Annotated in this window: 45 protein-coding genes; 9 read left to right on the plus strand and 36 right to left on the minus strand. The window is 33.8% G+C overall.

Annotation, left to right across the window (positions count from 1 at the left end):
• From C7D97_RS02485 to C7D97_RS02620, 29 genes are all read right to left on the minus strand, one after another.
• Positions 1 to 888 carry a phage major capsid family protein gene (locus C7D97_RS02485; RefSeq protein WP_105300551.1) on the minus strand — a complete coding sequence of 296 codons (888 nt, stop codon included), beginning with the start codon at positions 886 to 888 and terminating at the stop codon, positions 1 to 3.
• A gap of 13 nt (positions 889 to 901) precedes the next feature.
• Positions 902 to 1,360, minus strand: coding sequence for a hypothetical protein (locus C7D97_RS02490; RefSeq protein ID WP_105300552.1), 459 nt, complete (start codon positions 1,358 to 1,360; stop codon positions 902 to 904).
• Positions 1,361 to 1,440: 80 nt separating this feature from the next.
• Positions 1,441 to 2,844 (minus strand): DEAD/DEAH box helicase family protein, encoded by a 1,404-nt coding sequence (locus C7D97_RS02495; RefSeq protein ID WP_105300553.1) that lies wholly within the window; start codon positions 2,842 to 2,844, stop codon positions 1,441 to 1,443.
• A 106-nt stretch (positions 2,845 to 2,950) separates the two neighbouring features.
• On the minus strand, positions 2,951 to 3,157 hold the full coding sequence (locus C7D97_RS02500) for a hypothetical protein (protein ID WP_105300554.1): 207 nt from the start codon (positions 3,155 to 3,157) through the stop codon (positions 2,951 to 2,953).
• Positions 3,150 to 4,295, minus strand: a complete 1,146-nt coding sequence (locus C7D97_RS02505; protein ID WP_105300555.1) for a polymorphic toxin type 50 domain-containing protein — start codon at positions 4,293 to 4,295, stop codon at positions 3,150 to 3,152. Before C7D97_RS02505 ends, C7D97_RS02500 begins: the two co-directional genes overlap by 8 nt.
• Positions 4,285 to 5,532 (minus strand): phage portal protein, encoded by a 1,248-nt coding sequence (locus tag C7D97_RS02510; protein WP_105300556.1) that lies wholly within the window; start codon positions 5,530 to 5,532, stop codon positions 4,285 to 4,287. Before C7D97_RS02510 ends, C7D97_RS02505 begins: the two co-directional genes overlap by 11 nt.
• Positions 5,533 to 5,642: 110 nt before the next feature.
• The gene (locus tag C7D97_RS02515; protein WP_105300557.1) at positions 5,643 to 5,990 is read right to left on the minus strand and encodes an HNH endonuclease; all 348 of its coding nucleotides are present in this window, start codon (positions 5,988 to 5,990) and stop codon (positions 5,643 to 5,645) included.
• Between the two features lie 240 nt (positions 5,991 to 6,230).
• Complete coding sequence (locus C7D97_RS02520) at positions 6,231 to 6,671, minus strand: hypothetical protein (protein WP_105300558.1); 441 nt, start codon at positions 6,669 to 6,671, stop codon at positions 6,231 to 6,233.
• Between the two features lie 2 nt (positions 6,672 to 6,673).
• Positions 6,674 to 6,886, minus strand: coding sequence for a hypothetical protein (locus C7D97_RS02525; RefSeq protein ID WP_105300559.1), 213 nt, complete (start codon positions 6,884 to 6,886; stop codon positions 6,674 to 6,676).
• On the minus strand, positions 6,840 to 7,241 hold the full coding sequence (dut, locus tag C7D97_RS02530) for a dUTP diphosphatase (protein ID WP_105300560.1): 402 nt from the start codon (positions 7,239 to 7,241) through the stop codon (positions 6,840 to 6,842). Before dut ends, C7D97_RS02525 begins: the two co-directional genes overlap by 47 nt.
• Entirely contained in the window at positions 7,238 to 7,453 is a 216-nt protein-coding gene (locus C7D97_RS02535) for a hypothetical protein (RefSeq protein ID WP_105300561.1), read from the minus strand. The genes dut and C7D97_RS02535 overlap by 4 nt, the downstream gene beginning before the upstream one ends.
• 15 nt (positions 7,454 to 7,468) lie before the next feature.
• A complete protein-coding gene (locus C7D97_RS02540) occupies positions 7,469 to 7,681 on the minus strand; it encodes a hypothetical protein (RefSeq protein WP_105300562.1) in 213 nt (70 codons plus the stop codon).
• Entirely contained in the window at positions 7,678 to 7,866 is a 189-nt protein-coding gene (locus C7D97_RS02545) for a hypothetical protein (protein WP_105300563.1), read from the minus strand. The genes C7D97_RS02540 and C7D97_RS02545 overlap by 4 nt, the downstream gene beginning before the upstream one ends.
• A 2-nt stretch (positions 7,867 to 7,868) precedes the next feature.
• Complete coding sequence (locus C7D97_RS02550; RefSeq protein ID WP_105300564.1) at positions 7,869 to 8,081, minus strand: hypothetical protein; 213 nt, start codon at positions 8,079 to 8,081, stop codon at positions 7,869 to 7,871.
• On the minus strand, positions 8,081 to 8,242 hold the full coding sequence (locus C7D97_RS10465; RefSeq protein WP_158679104.1) for a hypothetical protein: 162 nt from the start codon (positions 8,240 to 8,242) through the stop codon (positions 8,081 to 8,083). Before C7D97_RS10465 ends, C7D97_RS02550 begins: the two co-directional genes overlap by 1 nt.
• Before the next feature lie 12 nt (positions 8,243 to 8,254).
• Positions 8,255 to 8,533, minus strand: coding sequence for a hypothetical protein (locus C7D97_RS02555; protein WP_105300565.1), 279 nt, complete (start codon positions 8,531 to 8,533; stop codon positions 8,255 to 8,257).
• Positions 8,526 to 8,741, minus strand: a complete 216-nt coding sequence (locus C7D97_RS02560) for a hypothetical protein (protein WP_105300566.1) — start codon at positions 8,739 to 8,741, stop codon at positions 8,526 to 8,528. Before C7D97_RS02560 ends, C7D97_RS02555 begins: the two co-directional genes overlap by 8 nt.
• A 169-nt stretch (positions 8,742 to 8,910) precedes the next feature.
• Positions 8,911 to 9,228 (minus strand): hypothetical protein, encoded by a 318-nt coding sequence (locus C7D97_RS02565; RefSeq protein ID WP_105300567.1) that lies wholly within the window; start codon positions 9,226 to 9,228, stop codon positions 8,911 to 8,913.
• Entirely contained in the window at positions 9,225 to 9,428 is a 204-nt protein-coding gene (locus C7D97_RS02570) for a hypothetical protein (RefSeq protein ID WP_105300568.1), read from the minus strand. Before C7D97_RS02570 ends, C7D97_RS02565 begins: the two co-directional genes overlap by 4 nt.
• The gene (locus tag C7D97_RS02575) at positions 9,425 to 9,628 is read right to left on the minus strand and encodes a hypothetical protein (protein ID WP_105300569.1); all 204 of its coding nucleotides are present in this window, start codon (positions 9,626 to 9,628) and stop codon (positions 9,425 to 9,427) included. Before C7D97_RS02575 ends, C7D97_RS02570 begins: the two co-directional genes overlap by 4 nt.
• Entirely contained in the window at positions 9,618 to 9,929 is a 312-nt protein-coding gene (locus C7D97_RS02580) for a hypothetical protein (protein ID WP_105300570.1), read from the minus strand. Before C7D97_RS02580 ends, C7D97_RS02575 begins: the two co-directional genes overlap by 11 nt.
• 165 nt (positions 9,930 to 10,094) lie before the next feature.
• Positions 10,095 to 10,649 carry a Holliday junction resolvase RecU gene (locus tag C7D97_RS02585; RefSeq protein ID WP_105300571.1) on the minus strand — a complete coding sequence of 185 codons (555 nt, stop codon included), beginning with the start codon at positions 10,647 to 10,649 and terminating at the stop codon, positions 10,095 to 10,097.
• Positions 10,642 to 11,010 carry a hypothetical protein gene (locus C7D97_RS02590; protein ID WP_240308885.1) on the minus strand — a complete coding sequence of 123 codons (369 nt, stop codon included), beginning with the start codon at positions 11,008 to 11,010 and terminating at the stop codon, positions 10,642 to 10,644. Before C7D97_RS02590 ends, C7D97_RS02585 begins: the two co-directional genes overlap by 8 nt.
• Before the next feature lie 379 nt (positions 11,011 to 11,389).
• Positions 11,390 to 12,226, minus strand: a complete 837-nt coding sequence (locus C7D97_RS02595) for a rolling circle replication-associated protein (protein ID WP_105300573.1) — start codon at positions 12,224 to 12,226, stop codon at positions 11,390 to 11,392.
• Between the two features lie 174 nt (positions 12,227 to 12,400).
• Positions 12,401 to 12,907, minus strand: a complete 507-nt coding sequence (locus C7D97_RS02600; protein ID WP_105300574.1) for a hypothetical protein — start codon at positions 12,905 to 12,907, stop codon at positions 12,401 to 12,403.
• Complete coding sequence (locus tag C7D97_RS02605; protein ID WP_105300575.1) at positions 12,904 to 13,197, minus strand: hypothetical protein; 294 nt, start codon at positions 13,195 to 13,197, stop codon at positions 12,904 to 12,906. The genes C7D97_RS02600 and C7D97_RS02605 overlap by 4 nt, the downstream gene beginning before the upstream one ends.
• An 8-nt stretch (positions 13,198 to 13,205) precedes the next feature.
• Entirely contained in the window at positions 13,206 to 13,394 is a 189-nt protein-coding gene (locus tag C7D97_RS02610) for a hypothetical protein (protein ID WP_105300576.1), read from the minus strand.
• Between the two features lie 9 nt (positions 13,395 to 13,403).
• Positions 13,404 to 13,637: a hypothetical protein gene (locus C7D97_RS02615; protein WP_105300577.1), complete on the minus strand. Its 234-nt coding sequence runs from the start codon at positions 13,635 to 13,637 to the stop codon at positions 13,404 to 13,406.
• Positions 13,638 to 13,644: 7 nt separating this feature from the next.
• Positions 13,645 to 13,830: a hypothetical protein gene (locus tag C7D97_RS02620; protein WP_105300578.1), complete on the minus strand. Its 186-nt coding sequence runs from the start codon at positions 13,828 to 13,830 to the stop codon at positions 13,645 to 13,647.
• Positions 13,831 to 13,904: 74 nt separating this feature from the next.
• Here C7D97_RS02620 and C7D97_RS02625 point away from each other — a divergent pair, with 74 nt between their 5' ends.
• A complete protein-coding gene (locus C7D97_RS02625) occupies positions 13,905 to 14,297 on the plus strand; it encodes a DUF2513 domain-containing protein (protein ID WP_105300579.1) in 393 nt (130 codons plus the stop codon).
• On the opposite strand, the gene C7D97_RS02630 is transcribed toward C7D97_RS02625, so the two are convergent.
• Entirely contained in the window at positions 14,294 to 14,482 is a 189-nt protein-coding gene (locus C7D97_RS02630) for a hypothetical protein (protein WP_105300580.1), read from the minus strand. The two genes, C7D97_RS02625 and C7D97_RS02630, sit on opposite strands and share 4 nt — an antisense overlap.
• A 51-nt stretch (positions 14,483 to 14,533) precedes the next feature.
• Positions 14,534 to 14,707: a hypothetical protein gene (locus tag C7D97_RS10470; RefSeq protein WP_158679105.1), complete on the minus strand. Its 174-nt coding sequence runs from the start codon at positions 14,705 to 14,707 to the stop codon at positions 14,534 to 14,536.
• Positions 14,708 to 14,824: 117 nt separating this feature from the next.
• On the opposite strand from C7D97_RS10470, the gene C7D97_RS02635 reads away from it, so the two are divergent.
• Entirely contained in the window at positions 14,825 to 15,160 is a 336-nt protein-coding gene (locus C7D97_RS02635) for a hypothetical protein (RefSeq protein ID WP_105300581.1), read from the plus strand.
• Here the strand turns inward: C7D97_RS02635 and C7D97_RS02640 are convergent.
• The gene (locus C7D97_RS02640; protein ID WP_105300582.1) at positions 15,107 to 15,343 is read right to left on the minus strand and encodes a hypothetical protein; all 237 of its coding nucleotides are present in this window, start codon (positions 15,341 to 15,343) and stop codon (positions 15,107 to 15,109) included. The two genes, C7D97_RS02635 and C7D97_RS02640, sit on opposite strands and share 54 nt — an antisense overlap.
• A gap of 92 nt (positions 15,344 to 15,435) precedes the next feature.
• On the opposite strand from C7D97_RS02640, the gene C7D97_RS10475 reads away from it, so the two are divergent.
• A complete protein-coding gene (locus C7D97_RS10475; RefSeq protein WP_158679106.1) occupies positions 15,436 to 15,591 on the plus strand; it encodes a hypothetical protein in 156 nt (51 codons plus the stop codon).
• Here C7D97_RS10475 and C7D97_RS02645 read toward each other — a convergent pair.
• Complete coding sequence (locus C7D97_RS02645) at positions 15,588 to 15,779, minus strand: hypothetical protein (RefSeq protein ID WP_105300583.1); 192 nt, start codon at positions 15,777 to 15,779, stop codon at positions 15,588 to 15,590. The genes C7D97_RS10475 and C7D97_RS02645 overlap by 4 nt on opposite strands.
• A gap of 89 nt (positions 15,780 to 15,868) precedes the next feature.
• Between C7D97_RS02645 and C7D97_RS02650 the strand changes: the two genes are divergently transcribed.
• Positions 15,869 to 16,279, plus strand: a complete 411-nt coding sequence (locus tag C7D97_RS02650; RefSeq protein WP_105300584.1) for a hypothetical protein — start codon at positions 15,869 to 15,871, stop codon at positions 16,277 to 16,279.
• Here C7D97_RS02650 and C7D97_RS10480 read toward each other — a convergent pair.
• On the minus strand, positions 16,268 to 16,441 hold the full coding sequence (locus tag C7D97_RS10480; protein WP_158679107.1) for a hypothetical protein: 174 nt from the start codon (positions 16,439 to 16,441) through the stop codon (positions 16,268 to 16,270). The genes C7D97_RS02650 and C7D97_RS10480 overlap by 12 nt on opposite strands.
• A gap of 91 nt (positions 16,442 to 16,532) precedes the next feature.
• Here C7D97_RS10480 and C7D97_RS02655 point away from each other — a divergent pair, with 91 nt between their 5' ends.
• Positions 16,533 to 16,718, plus strand: coding sequence for a hypothetical protein (locus tag C7D97_RS02655; RefSeq protein WP_105300585.1), 186 nt, complete (start codon positions 16,533 to 16,535; stop codon positions 16,716 to 16,718).
• Here the strand turns inward: C7D97_RS02655 and C7D97_RS02660 are convergent.
• Both C7D97_RS02660 and C7D97_RS02665 read right to left on the minus strand, forming a co-directional pair.
• Positions 16,715 to 17,071, minus strand: a complete 357-nt coding sequence (locus C7D97_RS02660) for a hypothetical protein (RefSeq protein ID WP_105300586.1) — start codon at positions 17,069 to 17,071, stop codon at positions 16,715 to 16,717. The two genes, C7D97_RS02655 and C7D97_RS02660, sit on opposite strands and share 4 nt — an antisense overlap.
• Before the next feature lie 34 nt (positions 17,072 to 17,105).
• Entirely contained in the window at positions 17,106 to 17,321 is a 216-nt protein-coding gene (locus C7D97_RS02665; RefSeq protein WP_105300587.1) for a DUF739 family protein, read from the minus strand.
• A 164-nt stretch (positions 17,322 to 17,485) separates the two neighbouring features.
• Here C7D97_RS02665 and C7D97_RS02670 point away from each other — a divergent pair, with 164 nt between their 5' ends.
• From C7D97_RS02670 to C7D97_RS02685, 4 genes are all read left to right on the plus strand, one after another.
• Entirely contained in the window at positions 17,486 to 17,986 is a 501-nt protein-coding gene (locus C7D97_RS02670; RefSeq protein ID WP_105300588.1) for a helix-turn-helix domain-containing protein, read from the plus strand.
• A 9-nt stretch (positions 17,987 to 17,995) separates the two neighbouring features.
• Positions 17,996 to 18,406 (plus strand): ImmA/IrrE family metallo-endopeptidase, encoded by a 411-nt coding sequence (locus C7D97_RS02675; RefSeq protein ID WP_105300589.1) that lies wholly within the window; start codon positions 17,996 to 17,998, stop codon positions 18,404 to 18,406.
• Positions 18,407 to 18,419: 13 nt separating this feature from the next.
• The gene (locus tag C7D97_RS02680) at positions 18,420 to 18,947 is read left to right on the plus strand and encodes a hypothetical protein (protein ID WP_105300590.1); all 528 of its coding nucleotides are present in this window, start codon (positions 18,420 to 18,422) and stop codon (positions 18,945 to 18,947) included.
• 279 nt (positions 18,948 to 19,226) lie between these two features.
• A complete protein-coding gene (locus C7D97_RS02685) occupies positions 19,227 to 20,318 on the plus strand; it encodes a tyrosine-type recombinase/integrase (RefSeq protein ID WP_105300591.1) in 1,092 nt (363 codons plus the stop codon).
• Positions 20,319 to 20,497: the final 179 nt, after the last annotated feature.

The following is a 20,497-nucleotide window of genomic DNA, read 5'->3' on the forward strand; positions in this document are numbered from 1 at the left end:
CTATTCTTCCTTTGCTTTGATAATTGCAAAATGCTCAGGAACCATAATTCCCCAGCCTAGGTAAGCTTCTGCCCTTAAGTAAACTTGGTTATAGTTCTTAAGGTCTTTGCCTGTTCCGTCTGGATCTCCATATTTAATTATTTCCATTGGAATTCTCTTAGCATAACCCCATTTGAACTTACCAGCAAAATCCCCTACTATAGCACGATTTTTTCCGCCATTTGCTATAGTTTGGTTAACATCACAATTAAGTCCCTTAATAGAAGCTGGATTAGCTCCCCAAGCAAGTTCTGGGAATTGCTTAACTCCGTTTACTTTCATTTGGCTTAAGGCAGATGAGAATGCAGGTGCCATTGCAAGCCCTGTTACTGATCCTCCCGAACCTTGAACCATTCCTACAGCAACTTCAACATTTAAGTCTGGATCACTTTCTACATAATCAACATTTTGAGTTACTTTCTTTTCAAAACAGTTATTTCCGATAATATCTGACGCTTGGCCTGTTCTTGGATTGATTCCATGGATGGCCATTAGGTCTATACCCTTTGCAAGCTTGTTTGCGAATCCTTCATTGAAGGCCTCTAAGATATTTAGTTTAGTTTCTTCAGATGCAAACATAAATTCATCCGATACTCTTGCACCATATTCAATCTTAATAGGAATAATCTTAACAGAGTCTAAACTAATTCCTCCATGGCCTTTCTTTCCATTTTCTGCGACTATATCAATCTCAGAATCCATAGTGAAAGTGAATTGTTCAGTTCCGTTAAATGGTATTGGTTTTTGTTGTGATAATTTTGCAATAGAAGATTTTCCTTCTACTTTATTGATTAGGTCCTTTACTAGTTCTGGTTTAAATAAACTACCTTTTGATAATACTTCTGCCATAATATTTCCTTTCTTAATCCTCAAAATCTAGACCATCTAAAAGGTCTTTAAGTGCACTATTCTCCCCTGAATCTCCTTCAGGATTTCTAAGTGGTGGCACCATTTCTCTTTCTCCAAAGTATGTTGATAGACTTTTGGCATCTTTAATCATATCTTCTTCTGTATCCCCTTTAATTCTTTCAGCTAGCTTATAAGGGATATTATTATCAAGAGCAACTTTTCTTCTAAGCTCGGACTTTTCATATCCTTGAATTTGCCCTCTAAGATTTTCGATTTCAGTATCCTTTTCTTTTGCCTTCTCAATATTTGTCATAAGTTCAGAGTTTTCGCTCTTAAGATTTTCATTTTCAGCCTTCAAATTATTAATTACTTCATCAAGTTCATTCCTTACTTGCTCTTCTTTCCTTTGAAGTCTGTCTTTTATTCTTAGATCAAACTCTTCTTGACTATCAATAACTTTAAAATCGCTCATTTTCTCTCCTCCGTAACCCCGTCGGGAATTTTATATTAAAAAAGCAAGTGTCAATCAATGATTTACACTCGCATTAATAATCAATAATATATCTTTTGTTTTATTACTTCTCTTTCTTCTCTACAAGCCCAATGGGCAAGCAAACATGCATCCATTAAGCTTATATCCATATCTTCGAATTGACTCCTATAACCAAAGCCACCAGATGAACCAATATTCCTCTTCTCACAATTAGTTACTACTTGACTTAATGAAGGTTGGTCCATATGAACTATAGATTTTTCATAAATACCTTGCTCCCACATGGAGTTGGCCACGATTATTTCTCTTACAGTTGGTAGAATAATGTCTCTTATCTTTATATCTTTTAGCTGATCAGATAAAATTTCTTGGCCACTAGCTCCATCAATGACAACAGTGTTAGGTTTTGCTTTTGATAGAAAATCAACTATCCAATAATTTCCATTTCTAATATTTTGGCAATCAATAACTTCTACAAATATTTTTCTAGATAGAGTCTTAACTCCTACTGCTAGAGCTACATTGTCTCCATCTTTGCCATACTTAATTCCTACATTTAAGTTGCCTTTTAAGATAGGTAAAGACTTAAGCTTTAATTTATTCCAATCTAGCTCGCTTATAGCAGACTTTTGATTGTATCTTACCCAATAACCAAGCCTTTGGATATTAAAATCCAGCTCATCATCATCATCTATTTCTTCTTCTATGGCCCTTTCTCTAAGTTTATATCCCATAGATGGATTAGTCTTATACCAAGCATCTACATCATAAGGATTAGTCTTTTCACCTACAGACCATTCTGCCCAGCCGTTGTGTTTTTTTCCACCGCCAAGAATCTGATCCCTGTACTTGCTAAAAACAGTACCGCCAGATACAAGTGTAGGTGGAGTCCCACACATAAGAATCATAGGATTGTCAGAATCTGAAACAGTATATTTAAGAGCTGATTCTTGACCTTTGGTATATTCTTGTGCCTCATCTATAACAAGTAAGTCAAAGCCTTCACCAAGACCGCCAGTCTCTGTTCTGGTCCTAAACTGAATAACTCCGCCTGTTTCTATAAGCTCAATCATTTCTTGTCCCTTGGCTTTAATTGATTTGAAATCAACCTTATCAACCATACCCATCTTTTCAAGATACTTTTTAAGTTTCTTAAAAGATGAGTGTGACGTAGAAATTCTATGAGCGGTATGGATGATATTTTTACCATCCATTAAAAACCAAAGCTCGGCCATGTAGACTATCTCGGTCTTACCATTCCTTCGTGGTACTGCGTAACCAAACTTAGAGTGAGTCCATAAGCCATCATCATTGACTGCAAAAATATCTTTAATAAGCTTTTCTTGCCATGGATAAGGACTCAAACCAGTCTTCTTATAGATATCTATAGCTTCTTGGCCAAGAGTCTTTTTATAATCAAGTATTACCGACTGGCTGGGAGTCTGACAACCATATCGAACCATCATGACTCCTTCCAATAAAAAATAGCAGTTTTACGACTTACTTAGGTCGATAATTTTCTACTAAAAAAGCACCTCTAAAATCCTACACCTGTAAGTTTAGCTGTGCTTATTTTAATATTATTTCTTTTATATCTTCAATTTTTAAAGCTATTGATTTTACACCATTATTTACATAAAAAGTATCATACTGGTACTCAGAATCATCAAAATCTTCAGCCATTAAAATTCCTGCACCTGAACCTTGGAATTTTTCTCCATTTTTTAATATTACAATTATATTGTCAGCCCATTGTGCTTTCTCTAAATTAATCAAAATATTCTCCTTTTATTGGTATAATATGACTACCTTTTTTGGAATAAATTATTCTACCCTTTGTTGTAGGATACTTTTTTCCATCGTATACGTAATATCCAATTACTTTGTGAAAATTAAATTCTTCTTCACTTCTAGCCTTGCCTGCCTTTGTAACAGTGACAATGCCTTTTCCGTAATTATCATTAATTAACCTTTGAGCTTCATCATAATCAATTGTTAATATACTTTGAAGTCCATATCCCTTTTTAATCCTAGATTTATAATAATCTTCAAATCTTCTATTGCCTTCATGATGTTTCTCTAAGTGATCTTTGTTTAATTTTAAACTTAATTCACCATTTCTGACTCTTTTAGTAATTTCTATAGAAGATGACCTAGCAGCAATAGCTTTTCTTTCTTTAATTTTATCATCTTTTTCAATATCTTTCCACTGTTTAGACCATACATTTTGCTTTTTGCCATCTCCTGGTACATAGTCAACTGTACACCTACAATATCTATGTCTTTTATAAATATCTTCTGGTACGTCTGGATAAGAATATGTTCCAACTATTTCTTTACACCAATCACAGCAGTTCCCTTTTTCTCTCCTAATAATCTTGGGTCTTAATCCTGCCTTATAGTGTAGGCCTGCATTTTTCTTTATAGTATCGTCTACAATAGCCTGCGTGAAGTTTTTAATAGGTTCATCAAGCAGCCATTTACCTTGTTCAAAGGAATCATATTCACTAATTTTATATACTAGCTTATCAATCCTATCTTGGTTTAGCTCTGCTTTTTGTGCTTGTATTGATATATTAGCTTGTTTATTTAATATGCTTTGAACTTCCTTTGAATATTCAGATACTAAATCATGATTTCTTATCATATTAGGCTCTATTAATCTTTTGGCTATATTGTAGTACATCTTTCCATCTGGCAAATCTTCAGCACTGATATTTGAACTAAATGCACTAGCCAAAATATCTCCTAATTCAATAGCAAAGTCGTTTGCATCTTTGTAAGTTGCTCTTTTATCTTTGAGAGCTTTTAACTTCTCCTTGATGATTTTAGATTCTTTAGTTTTTAGTTTAAAAGTTTTTTCTATTCTCTCAAAAATACCAGGAACAATATCCTTAATTTCATCATTCTTCATTCATAGCCTCTACAACTGGTGGTTCTGTGCTTGCATCAAAACCAGTTAGCTCTGATAAGTTATCCTTACCAAAGTATCCAGGTATAGATTGATTAATTTTTATAGCTGCATCTCCTATTCCAGAAAGAGTTGCTACATCTGGTTCAAATACCGGATACCACATAGGTCTAGTTTGATAGAATTGATTTCTTCTGTATGGAATATCATCTTCTAGACATCTAGCTACATACCCAACATTAAGAAATCCTGACCCAAAACACCTCTGTGCCTTCCTTGCAGTTATTCTTAGTGTCTCGTGACTCGCTTTAATAGCTTCTGCAGACGAAGGATTATCAGTTACAAAACCTAGGTCATCAAGTGTAAGACCCGTCTCTCCTGCAAATCCAGATGCTAGAGTTCTTAGTTGTTCAGTAAAAGGGCTCATTGACTGTTGAGCAAATTGACCTAACTTCGGGCTTTCTCCCTTATCATCTTTGTTAAATTGTAACATAGAAGAAATAGTAGCCTTCCACTTTTCTAGTGGTTCAGCATCTGGCGAAAGACCCACAACGTATTTTTGAGGAAAAGAATAGAACTCTGCAGATATATCAGATCTTTCCAGAGTTCTTTTTGCATGTTTTTGAAAATAAATTGCAGGTCTAGTTATTCTACTTCTACCAAATGGCCTTACTGCATCAGGTCTATAAATAATAGGAACAAGATTAACTAAATTAGACTTGTGATTAAATACAACTGCTTTCTTTCCTTTAGCATATATTTCAGTCTTGCCAGGAAGGAAATACGCTTCTAGATTGGCTCTTCCATAATTGTCTCTTTCAAGAACTGCGTAGCCTTCTTTTAGAAGACCTGTTATTGGATCTATATTTCCTGTAGCGTTAGAACCTTCTATAATTTGAAGTCTTACGCTACCTTCCTTATCTTTAGTTATATATACAAAACAACAAGAACCTATTAATGCAGAAAGAATTGCAGAATCAAAAAATATATCAGGATTATTTATATTAAAGATCTCCTCAATACTAAAAATATCATTATCAAATCCTTTAAACACTAATCTATCTGCAAGGATATCAACAGCCTTAGCACACCAGCCAAGAACAGATAAATATCTCTGTCTTATGCCAACTGGAATAACTATTCCAGGGTCGTAATCAATCTTCTTACAATCATAATATTTATACTTAAGATTAACACGCTTTTCGTGTTTCTCAAGCTTTCTCCTTAAATCTTCAATCATTATTCAATATTTTCTCCTTCCTCCAAAAACTAAATTAACCCGCACGAGAAAAAATGTACAGTAGACGCCTGAACTCCGGCCGTCCGACCGGGGAGGGTGGTATGCCCCCATCAAGCTTTAAATTTTTTCGGTTTGTATTTCGTCCAATCAGTCGACCAAGGAAGATTCCTATTGCCTATTACTTGAGGCTCCATTGCTTCTTTATTCTTAAAAAGCTTATCAGACTTCTGTCTATTACAAGTCCAATGAGCTAGCTGTAGGTTCTCTATATCAGAAGGATGACCACCTTTACTAACTGGAACTATATGATCTATACAAGGAGCTAATGGATTAGGTGGCTTAAGGCTTAAGTCTACGGGCCTTCCGCATATACCACAAACATTCTGCGTCCTTAATATTATCTTTTTATTACGCTCAAACTGTGCCCTATGAGGTCCAGTCCTATCGGGTCTTTGCATACTATCACCTCTTTAAATCCTTGACCAAGGCCACCAAGCAATTAATGGCCGCAATTGTAAAGTTAGTTACTAATATAATAAGGAGTGGTAGCCTTGGTCAAATACTTAAAGCAAAAAGGAGACTGCAAAGCAATCCCCTTTTAAGAAACATATTTACTTGTAATATTCTCTAGACCATCTTAGTATATATAATACCACACTTTATACTAAAAATAGTCCTGTATTTTTCCTATAATATTCCTACGCTTCACCATAAAGTCTAAAAGAAATATGCTCAAGCCCTATCCTAGCTATACCATAAAGCCTAGACTTCGAATAATTGTACTTATCTTTAAGCTCCTCCACCTTATCCCAACTTTGCTTCTTACCGTAGATAGATAAAGTAATGTCAATTTCTTCTTCAGATAGACCTTTAAGACCATAATCAACACTATCAACGATATCCTTATTCTTTAGAATATTCTTCTCAAGCATCTCTATCTTAGCATTAATATTAATGATCTTATCCTCTTGACTAGATCCACCACCAAAAGAAGGAGCAAGACCATAGCTTGCTACCATCTTGCTTTCCTTCTTAGACTTTAACTCCTCCACCTGACTTGTGGCATGGTCAATAAAATCCTTGGCATATACATACTTCTTAAGCTTCTCCTTAACCAAATTCATATAAAAATCTTGCATGCTTAATAAAATCTCCTAGAATTTAATTCCTTGATAATAGCCCTAAGGACCTTAAGCCTAGGACCTTGACAAGGACTATCGACCTCATCATTGCAAATCCTCTCCTCCCAAAGCTCCTTCTGCTCCTTAAGCTCCTTCACTGACATAGACTTAAGCCTAACAATCACATCATCTACCACTAGAGCCAAATCCTTTACTTCCTCTTTCTGTGTCATTAATAATCTCCTCCACTTTTTCTAAAAAAACCTTCTTCTCATCAAAGAAAACCAGCTGGCCAATCCTATCTCCTTCATGAACCTTGTAGTCCTTATCTCCTATATTAGTAAGATTAACACCAATCTCTCCTCTATACGAACTGTCTACTAGACCCAAATGGCAAAGTATGCCCTTGCTAGATAAACCACTCCTAGGAACAACCAAAGCTCCTAATCCATCATCAAACTCTATATGAACACCAGTAGGAAAAGTAACAGTCTCCCCTTTGTTTAAAAACCTCTCCTTAGTAGACCTAATATCCCAACCCTGGTCTCCATCCTTCTTAACTAACTCATATGGAGCCTTATATCTCATTCCTTATCCTCCCTAACCAAATCAAATTCATCTCCTATCTTCCTAATAGTCTGACCCAAAAATACACACATATTCCTAAGCCACATCATTCCCTTACTATCAATAACCTCATACATCTCAGATTCCGTCAAATCAGAAAAAGAAATATTCTGCCACTTGCCATTCCTCTTTACCCTAAAATAAGCACCGTCCAAGTCTCTAAACTCTACCATAAATCTCTATCCTCCTCATCTGTTTTCATGCTCCACATACTCCTTAATATCTCCAGAATAACTTATATTCTCTATAGTGAAATAGTTATATCCCAAAACCCCTTCCTTCCTAACTCGCATGGAGCAATACTTACCAGTAACAAAAATTTCCATAATTTCATATATACTAAGGTTTAGAACCATAGCTTTGTTTTCATTAGTACAAGATAATTTTATAAAATCTTTCATTTCCTATTTCCATACCTACTTCTAAACTGCTTGCCCATCTCCTCAATATCATCTAGAAAGAAATCAACAGCCCTGGACTTCCTAATAAATTCGCAAGACCCATCAACAAGATTAATCTTATATCTACCATTCTTGCTTATTTCGATACTGTCTAAATGACTTAAATCTATAACCTTTTTCTTCATTGTCATACCTCGTAAACTTCTTTAATCCTATTAATCTTTATCTGCCTTATCTTGCCACTATCTACTATCACTGCAACTGGATAAGCTATAACACCTCCAGGAGATCCTCCTATCATTAAAGATGGCTGGGTTATAGTTGAATACTGAAATATCCCATACAAATCTGCTACAACTATTTCTCCTTCATCATTTAAATATTTACATCTATTAATCATTAATCCTCCACAAAATAATACCTAACCTCGCAAAGATTAATCATCCCTACCTGCTTGCCGTCCTTCTCCATATACAAGCAAATATCATTATCTGCTACATAATAATCATCTATACTGAAATTCTCTCTAGATCCATTCTTAAAATTAACCTTCAAAATCATTTTAACTCCTACTTATTTTAAATTATCAATCATATCTTCTAGGTCTATATGACCTAAGGCTACTTCATCAAGAAGTTCATGAACTTTACTTACAAATCTTGCATTTCTTTTCTTTCCAAAACCAAACTCTATCCTTAGAGCTTTGGAACATATACCTAAGAAATTAAGAACTAGCTCCGCTTCCCTATCTAGCTTAGCTTTCTCATATTCAGCTTTGGTTTGTCTTATATTGCCATTAGCTAAGTCTTTTAGTAGCTCTTTTTGAATCTTTCTCCTCTGCTGTCTATTCATCCTCTATTTCCCTAGCGCCTATATACTCATATCCATACATTTTAAGAATATGATCTCCTAGCCTCTTCCTATAGCAAAGAATGTTGTAATACTCATCCCTTAAGTCGCAGGTCATCTCCTCCAGATATAAATCTCTAATATAATCAATCTTCAGATAATTCTTCTCATCCCTGGCCTTATTCTTCATCCCATACATATAGACTTTCATAATAATCTCCTATTCTCTTCCAAAATCAACAAAGGTCCAATATCTCCATCTACTCTAAAATTAAACTCATGTTCAACTTTTAAATCTTTATCATAAAGATAAGCCAAAATTTCAGTATCTTCGTCTTATTGGTAAAAATATTCTAATTCTTTTATTAAGTCTTTTACTTTCATAAATCAATCCTTTTTGACTTCTTCCCCCCCACATAATAAAACATCCTTCTAAGCACCTGGTGAGGTGTCAAAGTTTTTCTAAATCTCTTATCTCTTTCTAAAGCATCAGCAATGCTTTTGCAATCTTTATACCTATACTCATAACCTCTACAATGTTCCCCGCGCTCAGCATTAGGTAATTTTCCAGCCAATTTCAAAGCTTCCCAGCAAAAATCATGACGATCAAAAGGTACAATATGCCAATCTTTTATGTCCCAGCCGTTTTCCTTACATTCTTCTTTCATAAAATTAATAACGGCATCTGCAATTTTCATTCTTCAACCTCCATTGATTTTTCAAAACCTTGATTAAAACCTAGTTCAAAATTAAGATAAGAAGTTAAAGATATAAGTTCTACTCCATTGTTTACTGATTCATTCATATCGTTAGCAAGTTGAAATTTTTCTTCGATTAATTTATCTATCATATTGACTTGATTTTCTGTTAAATCGAATTGATATTTTTTCTCACTCATTCTTCCACCTCCACCAACTCAAAATCTTTCAAATTATTTGCAAAGATTTCTAGGTCATTTTCTAGTTTATCTATGCCGTTAAATAGCTCTCCAACTCCTTTATTCCTAAAATTTTTAACATCAGATAGGATTCTGTCAATCTCTTTCAATAGTTCATCTTTCGCATCTTCACGACTACTACAATTAACATTATTGCACATCACAAACATACCTTTCGTAAACAATTTCATTTATGAAATCCCAAAACTCTTTGGTACAACCTATATCTGTACATTGTTTCATCAATAATCCCTTATTTTGATAGTCTTGTAATAAATCTATTTCGTATTTATTTAATTTGCTTCTATCAACATACTGATCCATTAGACAATGCATTAAATAAGGAAAAAATCTTATTTCATTTTTGTTTGCATCTCTTCCTAACATTTTTTGAAATTTTTTATCTAAATGTTTTATATTTTGTTTTTCAACATTACCTCTTATTTTTTCAATTATTTCCATTATTTTCCCTCCTATCCTAAATAGCTCCATTGCCTATAAACAAGAAACAAAAACCTCAATATAATTGTCATAATTACAATTGAAGATATGTTTTTCGCTTTCTTCATATCAACAAAATCAAAACTCTCTTTAAAAAACACTGCTAACATAAAATATGTTAAAGCCCTAATCATTTGTGGTGTCATACATACTCCTATTAATATTATCCAAAAATCTTATCCCTTGCCTAAAAGGAACCTCGTACTTTCTCAAATTGCTTGCAGTAACACTCTTCTTGCCCCATATGCCTTCCATATCTGACCATATCTCCCATGGCACATAGAAATGCCTATCTCCTATACCACAGCAGACTCCTACCAGACCTCCAAGCCTGTACTTACTATCAAGGACCTCTGCCTGCTTCTTAGTAATCACCGACTGTAGGATTTTATCCTTACTAGTATACTTACACTCGAAGCATATGGATCTCCCACCTCTGATTGTTCCTTCAAAGTCAGGATTTGCCTTTCTAGTGAATTGCCCTTCGAATCTCCCATTCCTTAAAAGTCTAATCACTCGAAAAGGCTCATCAACCTTACTAATATCCGCTATCCCTTCTTGCTTATAGAAATCACAGCCCATGGCCACGAACTTCTCAAAGTTTTTACCAAAGCCGTTGGACTGTCTATTCCTATACCTCTGGCGTGCCTTGGCTTGATCAAGCTCGTAAGTACTAATCATCTATGTCTCCTAACATAGACAATTGATCCTCATCCATTCTCTTAAGCATTACTGAATTATCCTTAGCATCTACCATATAATTATCAGTAACTACACTATTTTCGTTAGAAAAGGACTGCTTTAGATTTGACTTGATAGAATACTTAATAACTGGCTTCTTATATTTCTTAATTTCAAAATCACTACCAGCACGTGGTATTTTTACTTCCTCGTACTCACAGGCAAGCTTAATCTTTACAGTAACCTCTCCTGATTCAAAATCTCCTCTAACTACCTTTCCCATGACTGTAGACATATGATTATCTACACCAAAAATCAAATCATTAAATAGTTCCGGATTCTTTAAACTTAGCTTCTCCATAATTCCTCCTATATTTATTCATCATATTTTTATTTTTTATATATATTTTTATAGTGTGCATAAGTCCTTTTATATATTATAAATATCTAATCTTTTATATTGTGGATAAGTCTTTTCACTCAATATAACTAAATGATTATCCACAGAATAAAAAGTCTCAAAATATCTATGTGGATAAATAAGGCAAAATCATTCAATCCAATTATTATGTCATATAAAATCTATCTCAATTTTACATACAAGCTTATACATTTTGACTAACTCTGCCCTTTGATGTGGATAATTCACCTTTTAGAAATATTGCTTTTACCTAATCAATGTGTATAAGTCTTATAGATGTTTATATTTAAACCTTATCTTAATTGTGGATAAGTCTTTTTTATTCCAAAAGCTTATTTTTTATCTTTCTACGTAGCTTCAAATAGACTGCCCAACCGGTAAAGTCGTTATATTTAGCTTCTATTCCAAAGTCCTTATCAGCTACAGTCCAGCCAGGATATATCTTTTCCCATCTTTCTATGTCATAAGGATTTAGGGCATACTGGATTAATCTCTTCCTAGAGTATTTATGGTCATTAGTCCTCTCAAAAGGTCTCTCGAGGTTTTTGCTGCAGGACCACTTTCTCTTATAGGATGTATGCTTGGCCAAATAATTAGCCAACCCTAAAATCCCGGCATTTATATCTTCTTGGATTCTCTTACTATCTGCATATCCTATAAGGTCACCTTTTTTTTGCCCTTTTCTTCTTGGCCTTCTCCAGCAATCCTCAATCATATCTCTATCAAGACCACAGGATAATAAAAGATGATGGTGGTATCTCACACCCTTATCATCTCCTCTAGGCTCTCTCATTGATGTAACTACTATATATCTAAGCTCTTCTTCTACTCCCTGAGACTTCATCCTATCCTTAAGCCTTCTAAGGTAATTTCTAATCTCTCTTTGAGCATCATCATAAGACTTAGGTAGATATATGTCCTTATAAGTAAGCGATAAGAAAATATCATCTTGGCCAAAATTAGTTTCAGCAAGCTGGATAAATCTTCTCCTAGCATTTTTGTCATTCATTTTTTCTTGCTTAGGAAGTGATACATACTTTTTCTTAGACCTCTTACCTTTTTTCTTTTCTAACTGATACTCAGATAAAGAGTATAGGTCCACCTCCATATAATTTTCTCCACAGTATATCTTTTTTTCTCTTACAAAATTTCTCATAGCACACCTTAATTTTTGTGTACCGTACAAAAGATAATACCAATTACAAGCCCGTAAGGGAGTCACGCAAAACTCCCTGAAAATACGGCCTTGTAGCTTGTAGTCAAGCAAAATAAGGGGTATAATATAACCAGTACACAACCATTGATGAGCTTATTTTTAGCTCATCTTTTTTTATAAACTTTCTTCCTCGAACTCTTCAATCCTTTTTGCAAGGTCAGCATCTTCTTTGCTAATCTCTTCAGCTGTGAGATCTTGACCAGCCTTTATAGTCTCCAAAACTTTCTTATCAGACTCTTTAATGGAAAAATCGCAAATTGCCTTATCAAGCTTAATAGCTTCCCTCATAATCCTTACATAACCCTCAGCAGCACCAGCCCCACGTTCGTAAGCAATCGAGGTCTTAATCTGGTCAAGAATATCTTCCATCCTATGGCAAGCCTTAAGGACCTCAGTCCCATCTGGATTAATAGTTTTTACATCTTGAGCCAAATCGACCTTATCAAGACCTACATAAGAAACTGAATGAGTCTCCTCGTCAAGTACTTCAAGCCTTGGTACTAAGGCATCAATATCACGTCTCCAAACAATTCCAGTAACCTTTCTTTTTAAGTGGCCATCATAGTAAATAGGCTCTTCCGTCTTAAGAAGCTCCAAAGCTTTTTTGTAATCAATACTCATATAATCACCCCAAAAACTAAAGTAACAAAAATACAAATGCTGCCAAATATCCTATCAGTCTCTCTTTGACCAGCCAGAGCCAGAAGTAAAAACATAGCACCAATCACAATCAAAATGCTAGCCTCAATGTTTTTCTCCTTCTCCCTATACCAGGCCCTTCTAGGACTTCTCGCATAAGATCTCTTATCCTTTAATTTTTCATTATTAATAGCCCTAAAAACTTCACTAGGCTTCTCAGCCCTACTCACCTTAATAGCCTTATACATCTCACTAGCCTTTAAATAATCCATAAACCCTCCTAATAAATTCCAAATTCCCTAAGAGTATCCTCAATTCCATACTCTTCTACATCATCTGCATAGCAAGATCCAACAAACTCATCTACCGGACTCGCATCCTTATACACCAAGAAAAGTTCTCCTTCTTCCCTAGCGTAATATCCCTTTTCAAACTCTCCTAGAGCCTTATTAAAATCTTCAATACTCATAAATCCTCCTTACTTAAACAAATTCAATTCACCCTTCAAACATTTCTCAAAAGTCTGTACATCTACCAAGTACCTCCACTTGATATTCTCATCCTCAGGAGGCAAAGCAACCGCAAAAGTAAGCTTATCCGCCCTGCACGCTCTCCTTAAAACATCAATAGACATCCCAGAAAGCCTACTCTCTGCATACTCCAATCCTTCCACATACCTAGAATTCAATCTATTATCAATAACTTTCTCCATACAAACCTCATTTCAAATCCCTATCGACATCCACTACCAAATCCAACTCATTAATCTCATTGACCAGGACATTAATCCTGTCCATATTGTTTTTAAGCTTTTCAAATTCACTACTAAGTTCATCAAGTTTTTCTCTAAAGTCATCTAGCCCCTTGACCTTGATTTTTAAATTCAAACTTTTAGAATTCTCCATAATCTCTCCTTTGTTTTTAAATTCCTATCTCCTAAAACATCCTGTATAATAAAACCAAGAAAGGAGGTATAACAATGAAATTAAACAACGACTTAATTCGTGATATCCTACTTACTATTGAAGAATACACAGGATATGAAAAACCCATTACTTTTCACAAGCCTTATGAAGTCGAAGAAAACAATCAACCTTTGATTAAAGACTACTCAAGAGAAGAGTTCTTCTACCACCTAAAACAATGTGAAATATCAGGTATGATTGAAGTAATGTTAGAAACAGGAGAATATACAACAGTCTCCTATCTAACCCCGCTAGGTCATGAGTTTTTAGAAAATATAAGAAGTAATACTGTTTGGAGTAAAACTAAAACTATCTCTAAAAAACTAGGCCTTAAATCACTTGATGCAGTGAAGCAAATATCAACTAGCGTTATAACTGAAATAATCAAACAAGAATTGGGATACTAACCTCTAAAGTCATTCAAAGTGTTTTTTATAGCAGTTTGAATGACTTTTCCCATATCTATCTTGTCCATCTCATCTTCTCCAAAATGAGTACCTACGTAATACATAAGACCTTTAAAAGCCATACTATATACAAACCATTTATAAATAGAGAAAATAAGTAAAATCAATACAATAAATTTAACCAATTAAACCCTCCTTCCTTATTCCTTCAAAAGGCTGAACAGATAGAAAAAGAACTAATCTACCCTTATACTTTCAAGACGGTAAGTATCATGTGAAATTTGATTAGCATCTTGTTTAACTATGCTTATTAGTTTCTCTCTCTTGCTAACAACTATAGAAATAGACTCCTTTTTATTTCTCCCTGTTAATGAGCGATTTTTTATTTTCCTTTTTCTTTTCCAAAACATAATCTCCTCCTTCCTTATTGCTTATTAGTATTTTTTATTTAATAACATTTACCATTTTTACAATTACCATCTCCCCTATAATCGTGTATAGTGAAATTAAAAAGGAGACATTTACTAATGGAACAACCAAACTTATCACTTGATAATCACCAAATCAAAATAATAAATCACGGTCTAGCTTTGCTACCTGACTTACAAGATGCACTGCCAGATACACCAAATAATAGAAAACTATTCTCTAAATCCCATCTAGTTCCTGATTTGATAAATCAACTTGGAACTCACAAAGCTAATAATCTTACAAAAGACCAAACCGAATTAATTACACTAGCAATATTAGGTCTTCACCTTATAGCTTCAGGTCAAATCTTTATAGACCAAGAATCAAAAGACTTTTGCTCAGCCAACTTCTTTAAAATAAATCATCTTTACCAATCTTATTTGAACATCTAACCTAAAAGTCGGCTCATATTTATCCCTAAAAGGCATCTTCAAGAAACGCAAGATGTCTTTTATAGTATCAATAGGCTTTATCTCCTTTTCCTTATAGCTAAGCTTAATAAAAACATCTTCATCAGTAAATTTCTTATTAGCCAACTCAATAAATTTTTCTCTGTAAATTTTATGCCTTCCCATAACCTCCTCCTTCCTTATTCCTTAACAAACAACATTATTTTATAATCTCCTCCACAATCTCGTATAATAAAACCAAGAAAGGAGGTGACTATATGCCAACTACTTCTTTTTATGAACAAGTAGAATACTTAACACGACTTCTACTAGAATCAAAGGACTTGTCCGACCAAACTCCAGAGTCAATTGTAAAACTCTACAAAGAAACTTATGAACAAGTCAAAGAAGCTCTATCAGCTTACGGATATTAACGTGTTATGTTAATATTTACAGGAGTGCAATTTACCTTGTACTCCTTTTCTATTCTTTTCATTTTCTCAAAAATAGTATCTATAAAATCTAGGTCCTCATCCTTAAAAGCAAGAAAATTAATATTTATCTCTACATCCTTTTTGCTTGCGATTTCTAAATTTTCATATTCAACTAATCTCTCTCCCATAATCTCCTCCTTCCTTATTGCTTGACTTACGACTTTAATTTAGTATCTCCTCCATAATCTTGTATAATAAAATCAAAAAGGAGAAACCCATGTCAACCTACGACGATTTTGCAATAGTTAATGTAAAAATACTAAAATACATACTAAAAAATGATAATATACTAACAAAGCATCAAATCCTATCCAAATTCCCGGATAATAAATACCAGACACTCCACAGACTAGAAACAATGTCCAAACCCAAAGGCCTATACTTTAAGCCTGGTGAAGAAGAGACTCAATATATCGAAGAATCTTATATTTGGACCAAAGACTCTAATGGCTTTGATAAAATAAAGTACACGGGAAACTTATCCCTCACTACCAATGGCAAGTCCTATCTCCTAGACTACGTCTTACACAATCGAAGAAATATCTTCTGGGAAATTATTAGATCCTTCTTCTTCCCTTCCCTTGTAGCCCTACTAGTAAGTGCAATAGCAAACTACCTATTTCCTTAAAAAATAATTATAAAGAAAAGCCACACCCAAGGCTGACAAGCAAGGACAAATCCAATCCATAAAAAACCAAAATACCTTACTATCCTTAATCATCAGCCTTGTATAAGTTCTATCGTCCATACCATCCTTAAAATAGTTAATAGCTTTTTTAATCCATCCCACAATCTCCTCCTTCCTTATTGCTTGAAAACTTAATTAATTTATAACTTCCTCCACAATCTCGTATAATAAAACCAAGAAAGGAGGCAAAATTATGTCTGAAAATTCATTCGATAATACAACCGAATACCTAACAAAACTTTTCTTAGAATCAAGAAATCTTTCTGATCAGACACCTGAATCCTTAGTAAAGCTATACAAAGATACCTACAAGCAAATCAACGAATCTTTGAAAGCTTATAATAAGACTCAGAAAAATAATCAAAAAATATATTATTAGTTAGTAGATCTAATAATAATCTTCTTAGGCTTACAATGAACGTTGTAAGCCTTAGCAAGAATTCTAAATCCTCTCAAAGTTTCGCTTAGCTCATAAATATTACTTACGATTAGCTCATCTATAACAAAATCCTGTCTATACTCATCTTTTGAAAAATCTACCTCAGCAAAAATTTCATCTTGAAAATAATCAAAATCTTCCATATCCTCGGAAACAAATTCTTTCTGTAATTCAATTAAAATTTGCTTAGACTCTTCTACTTGTAAAATGTTTAACTTCTTAATTGCACTATTAAGCTTTCTAACTACTCCTAAAGTGAATGAATCATCTTTTAATATTTCCTTTTCTCCCATAATCTCTCCTTTGTTTTTCTAAACGGATTATCCGTTATACTGCAGTAAAAAAAATATCTATTATATCTTGCTCAGATTTTAAGTTCAGTAAATCTCTAGTCTTTTCAATCTCTGATTGATTGAAAAAAGTCTCATTTTTCAATCTGGTATTAAGCGTAGTAGAGCTAATGCCTAGAGCTTTAGCAAATTCTTGTTGAGTTCCATAAACTTCTTTAATTTTTCCTTTTAATTTATTGTAATTAAATTCCAAAGAAATACCCCCTTTTCTCTAATCGGTTTATCCGTTATTCATATATTACCATCTTCTTTTTATCTTGTCAACGGTTTTTCTTATATTTCCTTTAATAAACAGTTGTTTTTTTACGGAATATCTTATATAATATAAATAACAAAAAGTAAGGAGAAGATAAAATAATGTCAGACTTTGTGAAAAGACTAAATCAATTAATGAACGAAAATAAAATTTCTCAAAATAAATTATCAGAAATAACCGGCATAACTCAATCATCTATTAGTGATTGGGCTAACGGAAAATATAAACCCAGACAAGATAAAGTTTATTTATTATCTGAAGCCTTAAAAGTTTCTCCGGCTTATTTGCTGGGATACTCAGATAACAAAAATTTAGATCAGAAATCAACAACAAATAATACTAGTAAAATAGACAAATTATTTAATCAATTAAATGATGAGGGAAAGGGAAAAGCCATCTCCTACACCCAAGATCTAGTAGACTCAGGTAAATATAAGAAAACCATCAAAGAAGATACTTCCGACTACATAACAACAATAGATGACATGAGATCCTACCTAATGACAATCCCCATGGCTGCATTCGACGGCAAACTAAACCCAGCCCAAATGAACGACGAAGAAATTATTTCATTATACAAATTACTAAAAGATAACGAATAAGGATTAACCATGATTAAAAAGGAAATAGATGATACAATCAAAAATCTAATAAAAAATGCAGGTTCAAGTGATCTATACGATATCATCTCCTACCTTGACATAACCATCAAACCCTGCCAGGGCAAGAGCTTCTACTGTCAACTAAATGACCACAAATATATCTACATGGATAACAATTTAGTAGAAAACATCAAGCCCTTTGTCCTAGCCCACGAACTAGGCCACGCAGTCCTACACAAGGAAGAGATATATCACTACTCCCCTCTTTCTATTAACAAGACATCTACAGAAAGAGAAGCAGACTATTTTGCTTTTAGGATTTTAGGTAAGAGTATAGATCCAACTTTAGATTATACAATAAGTCAATATGCAAACCTATTAGCTGTAAGTGAGGATACTATAAAATATATAATGAATTAAAAAGGAGTTTAACATGGAATATATAATAATGGCCATCATTATAATTATTGTTATAGCAAAAGTTACCGGAGAAGATAAGAAGTTGAAGACCAAGAGTGATCCAAATGCAGAAGGCTATGATAATACTAGGTTAACGATAGAGGAGAAATATAACTATGAGGAAATCTATCTAACTGGAGTTAATTATTATACTTCAAACATAGATAAATTTATGAAAAAATTTCCACACCCTGATTGGGATAATGATAAAATAGATAAATTAGTCCATTATAAATACTATGCTCAAAACAATGCGCTAGTAAAATTAAAAAACGAAAATCATAAGAATGACCCAAAAGCTATTAAGGTTACTTTAAACCGTAGAACAATTGGATATATTTCTAGAGACCAAAAATCATTAGTGAGAAAATTAACCAAAATACCTAATTTAGTTAGAGCTGAAATCTATGGAGGTCCTAGAAAAGTCTACGATCCTAAAAAAGATAAATATATAAAATCGAAAGATTATAATTATACCGTAAGGATATATATAGAAAAATAAATAAAACATCCTTAAAATTAAATCAATTTTAAAGATAAGTGCCTACTATAAACTTTGACAAATATTAATATGTAAACTATAATCATGATAGAATATTCAATGGCCTCGCGAAAGCGGACTGCAATATCCCTATCACATTATAGTGGTAGGGTTTTTTGTTTCTATAATTATAAATAAATAAAAAGAGATTCCCCTCGTTCCCCAACGCTGGAATCTCTTAGAAACTTAGCAGACGGTATCACTCCGCCTGCTTCTATTATACCATAAATAGGAGGAAATATGGCTACAAGAAGAAAACTTCCAAACGGTACAGGCTCAGTCGAACGAGTCAAATATACCCCTCAAGGCAAAGTAAGAGTCAACCAATACAGGGCAAGACTTCCGAAAAGTAAGGGTAGAAAAGACATAGGCTTTTACAAAACCTATACCAAAGCCCTGGATGCTTTAATTAATTACAAAGAACCTGAACCAGAAATTACCTTCAAAGAAATCTTCCAACAATTTAAGAGATCAAATGAATTCTTAAAAGTGAGTAGTAAAACCCAGGCTAGACATGAGAAATCTTTCCAAAGATTTGAAGAACTCCACGACATGAATATCCATGACATAAAATATTCAGACCTACAAGACGTCTTAGACCAAATGGAGTTAGAAGGCTACGAAAAACCACTAGGCAACGGAGAATACATCCACATGGAATACTCTCAAAACTCAATAAAAAGATTAAAAATTGTAGTAAGTAAAATATACCAAAGAGCCATCAAAGAAAACCTAATCCAACTAGACCTATCAAAGTACCTGGAAGTAGGTGGTGTAGGAATAAGAAGACATAAAGAAACCTTCACAAAATCAGAAATAGAAACCTTATTCAAATCAATCCCCCACAATCCAGATGCCATGCACGTACTAGTAATGATATTTACAGGAATGAGAACAGGAGAATACTTATATCTTAAAACAAATAAGATTGACCTTGATAAAAACCAAATAAAAGATTTTGGCGAAAAAACAGATGCAGGCAAAACACGAAAAATGTATATACATCCTAGAATCAAAGACATAGTAAAATACCTAATAAAGCAAAGTCAAACAGGAAATATCGTAGAAGCAACAAGATTAAACGGAGAAACCTACATCCCAAGCGACACTAAATTTTATAAGGATATCTATTATCCCGCCCTAGAAAAAGCTGGAATAAAAAGAAAAATCCCATACACTTGCCGATACACCTTCGCAACCATTGCCCATCAATCCGGAGTAAGCGATAAGGCTCTACAAAAATTAATGGGCCATACTGACTTCGCCGTAACAGCAAATTCTTACATCCAAGAATACGACGACTACCTTTACAAAGAACTACAAAAAATATAAACCTCTGTGGGCAACGTGTGGGCAACGTACATCAATAAAGCCCAATAAAGCCAAACAAAAACGGCTTAAAATACGCAATCGTTGAAATCTCAATACCCAAGAATAGCACTGATGGTGCACCAAACATATTAGAGGCCTTGCCTCTTTTTTTTATTCTTATTTAACTAGTATATATAGTA

The organism is Anaerococcus marasmi, assembly GCF_900290195.1.
Classification (GTDB): domain Bacteria; phylum Bacillota; class Clostridia; order Tissierellales; family Peptoniphilaceae; genus Anaerococcus; species Anaerococcus marasmi.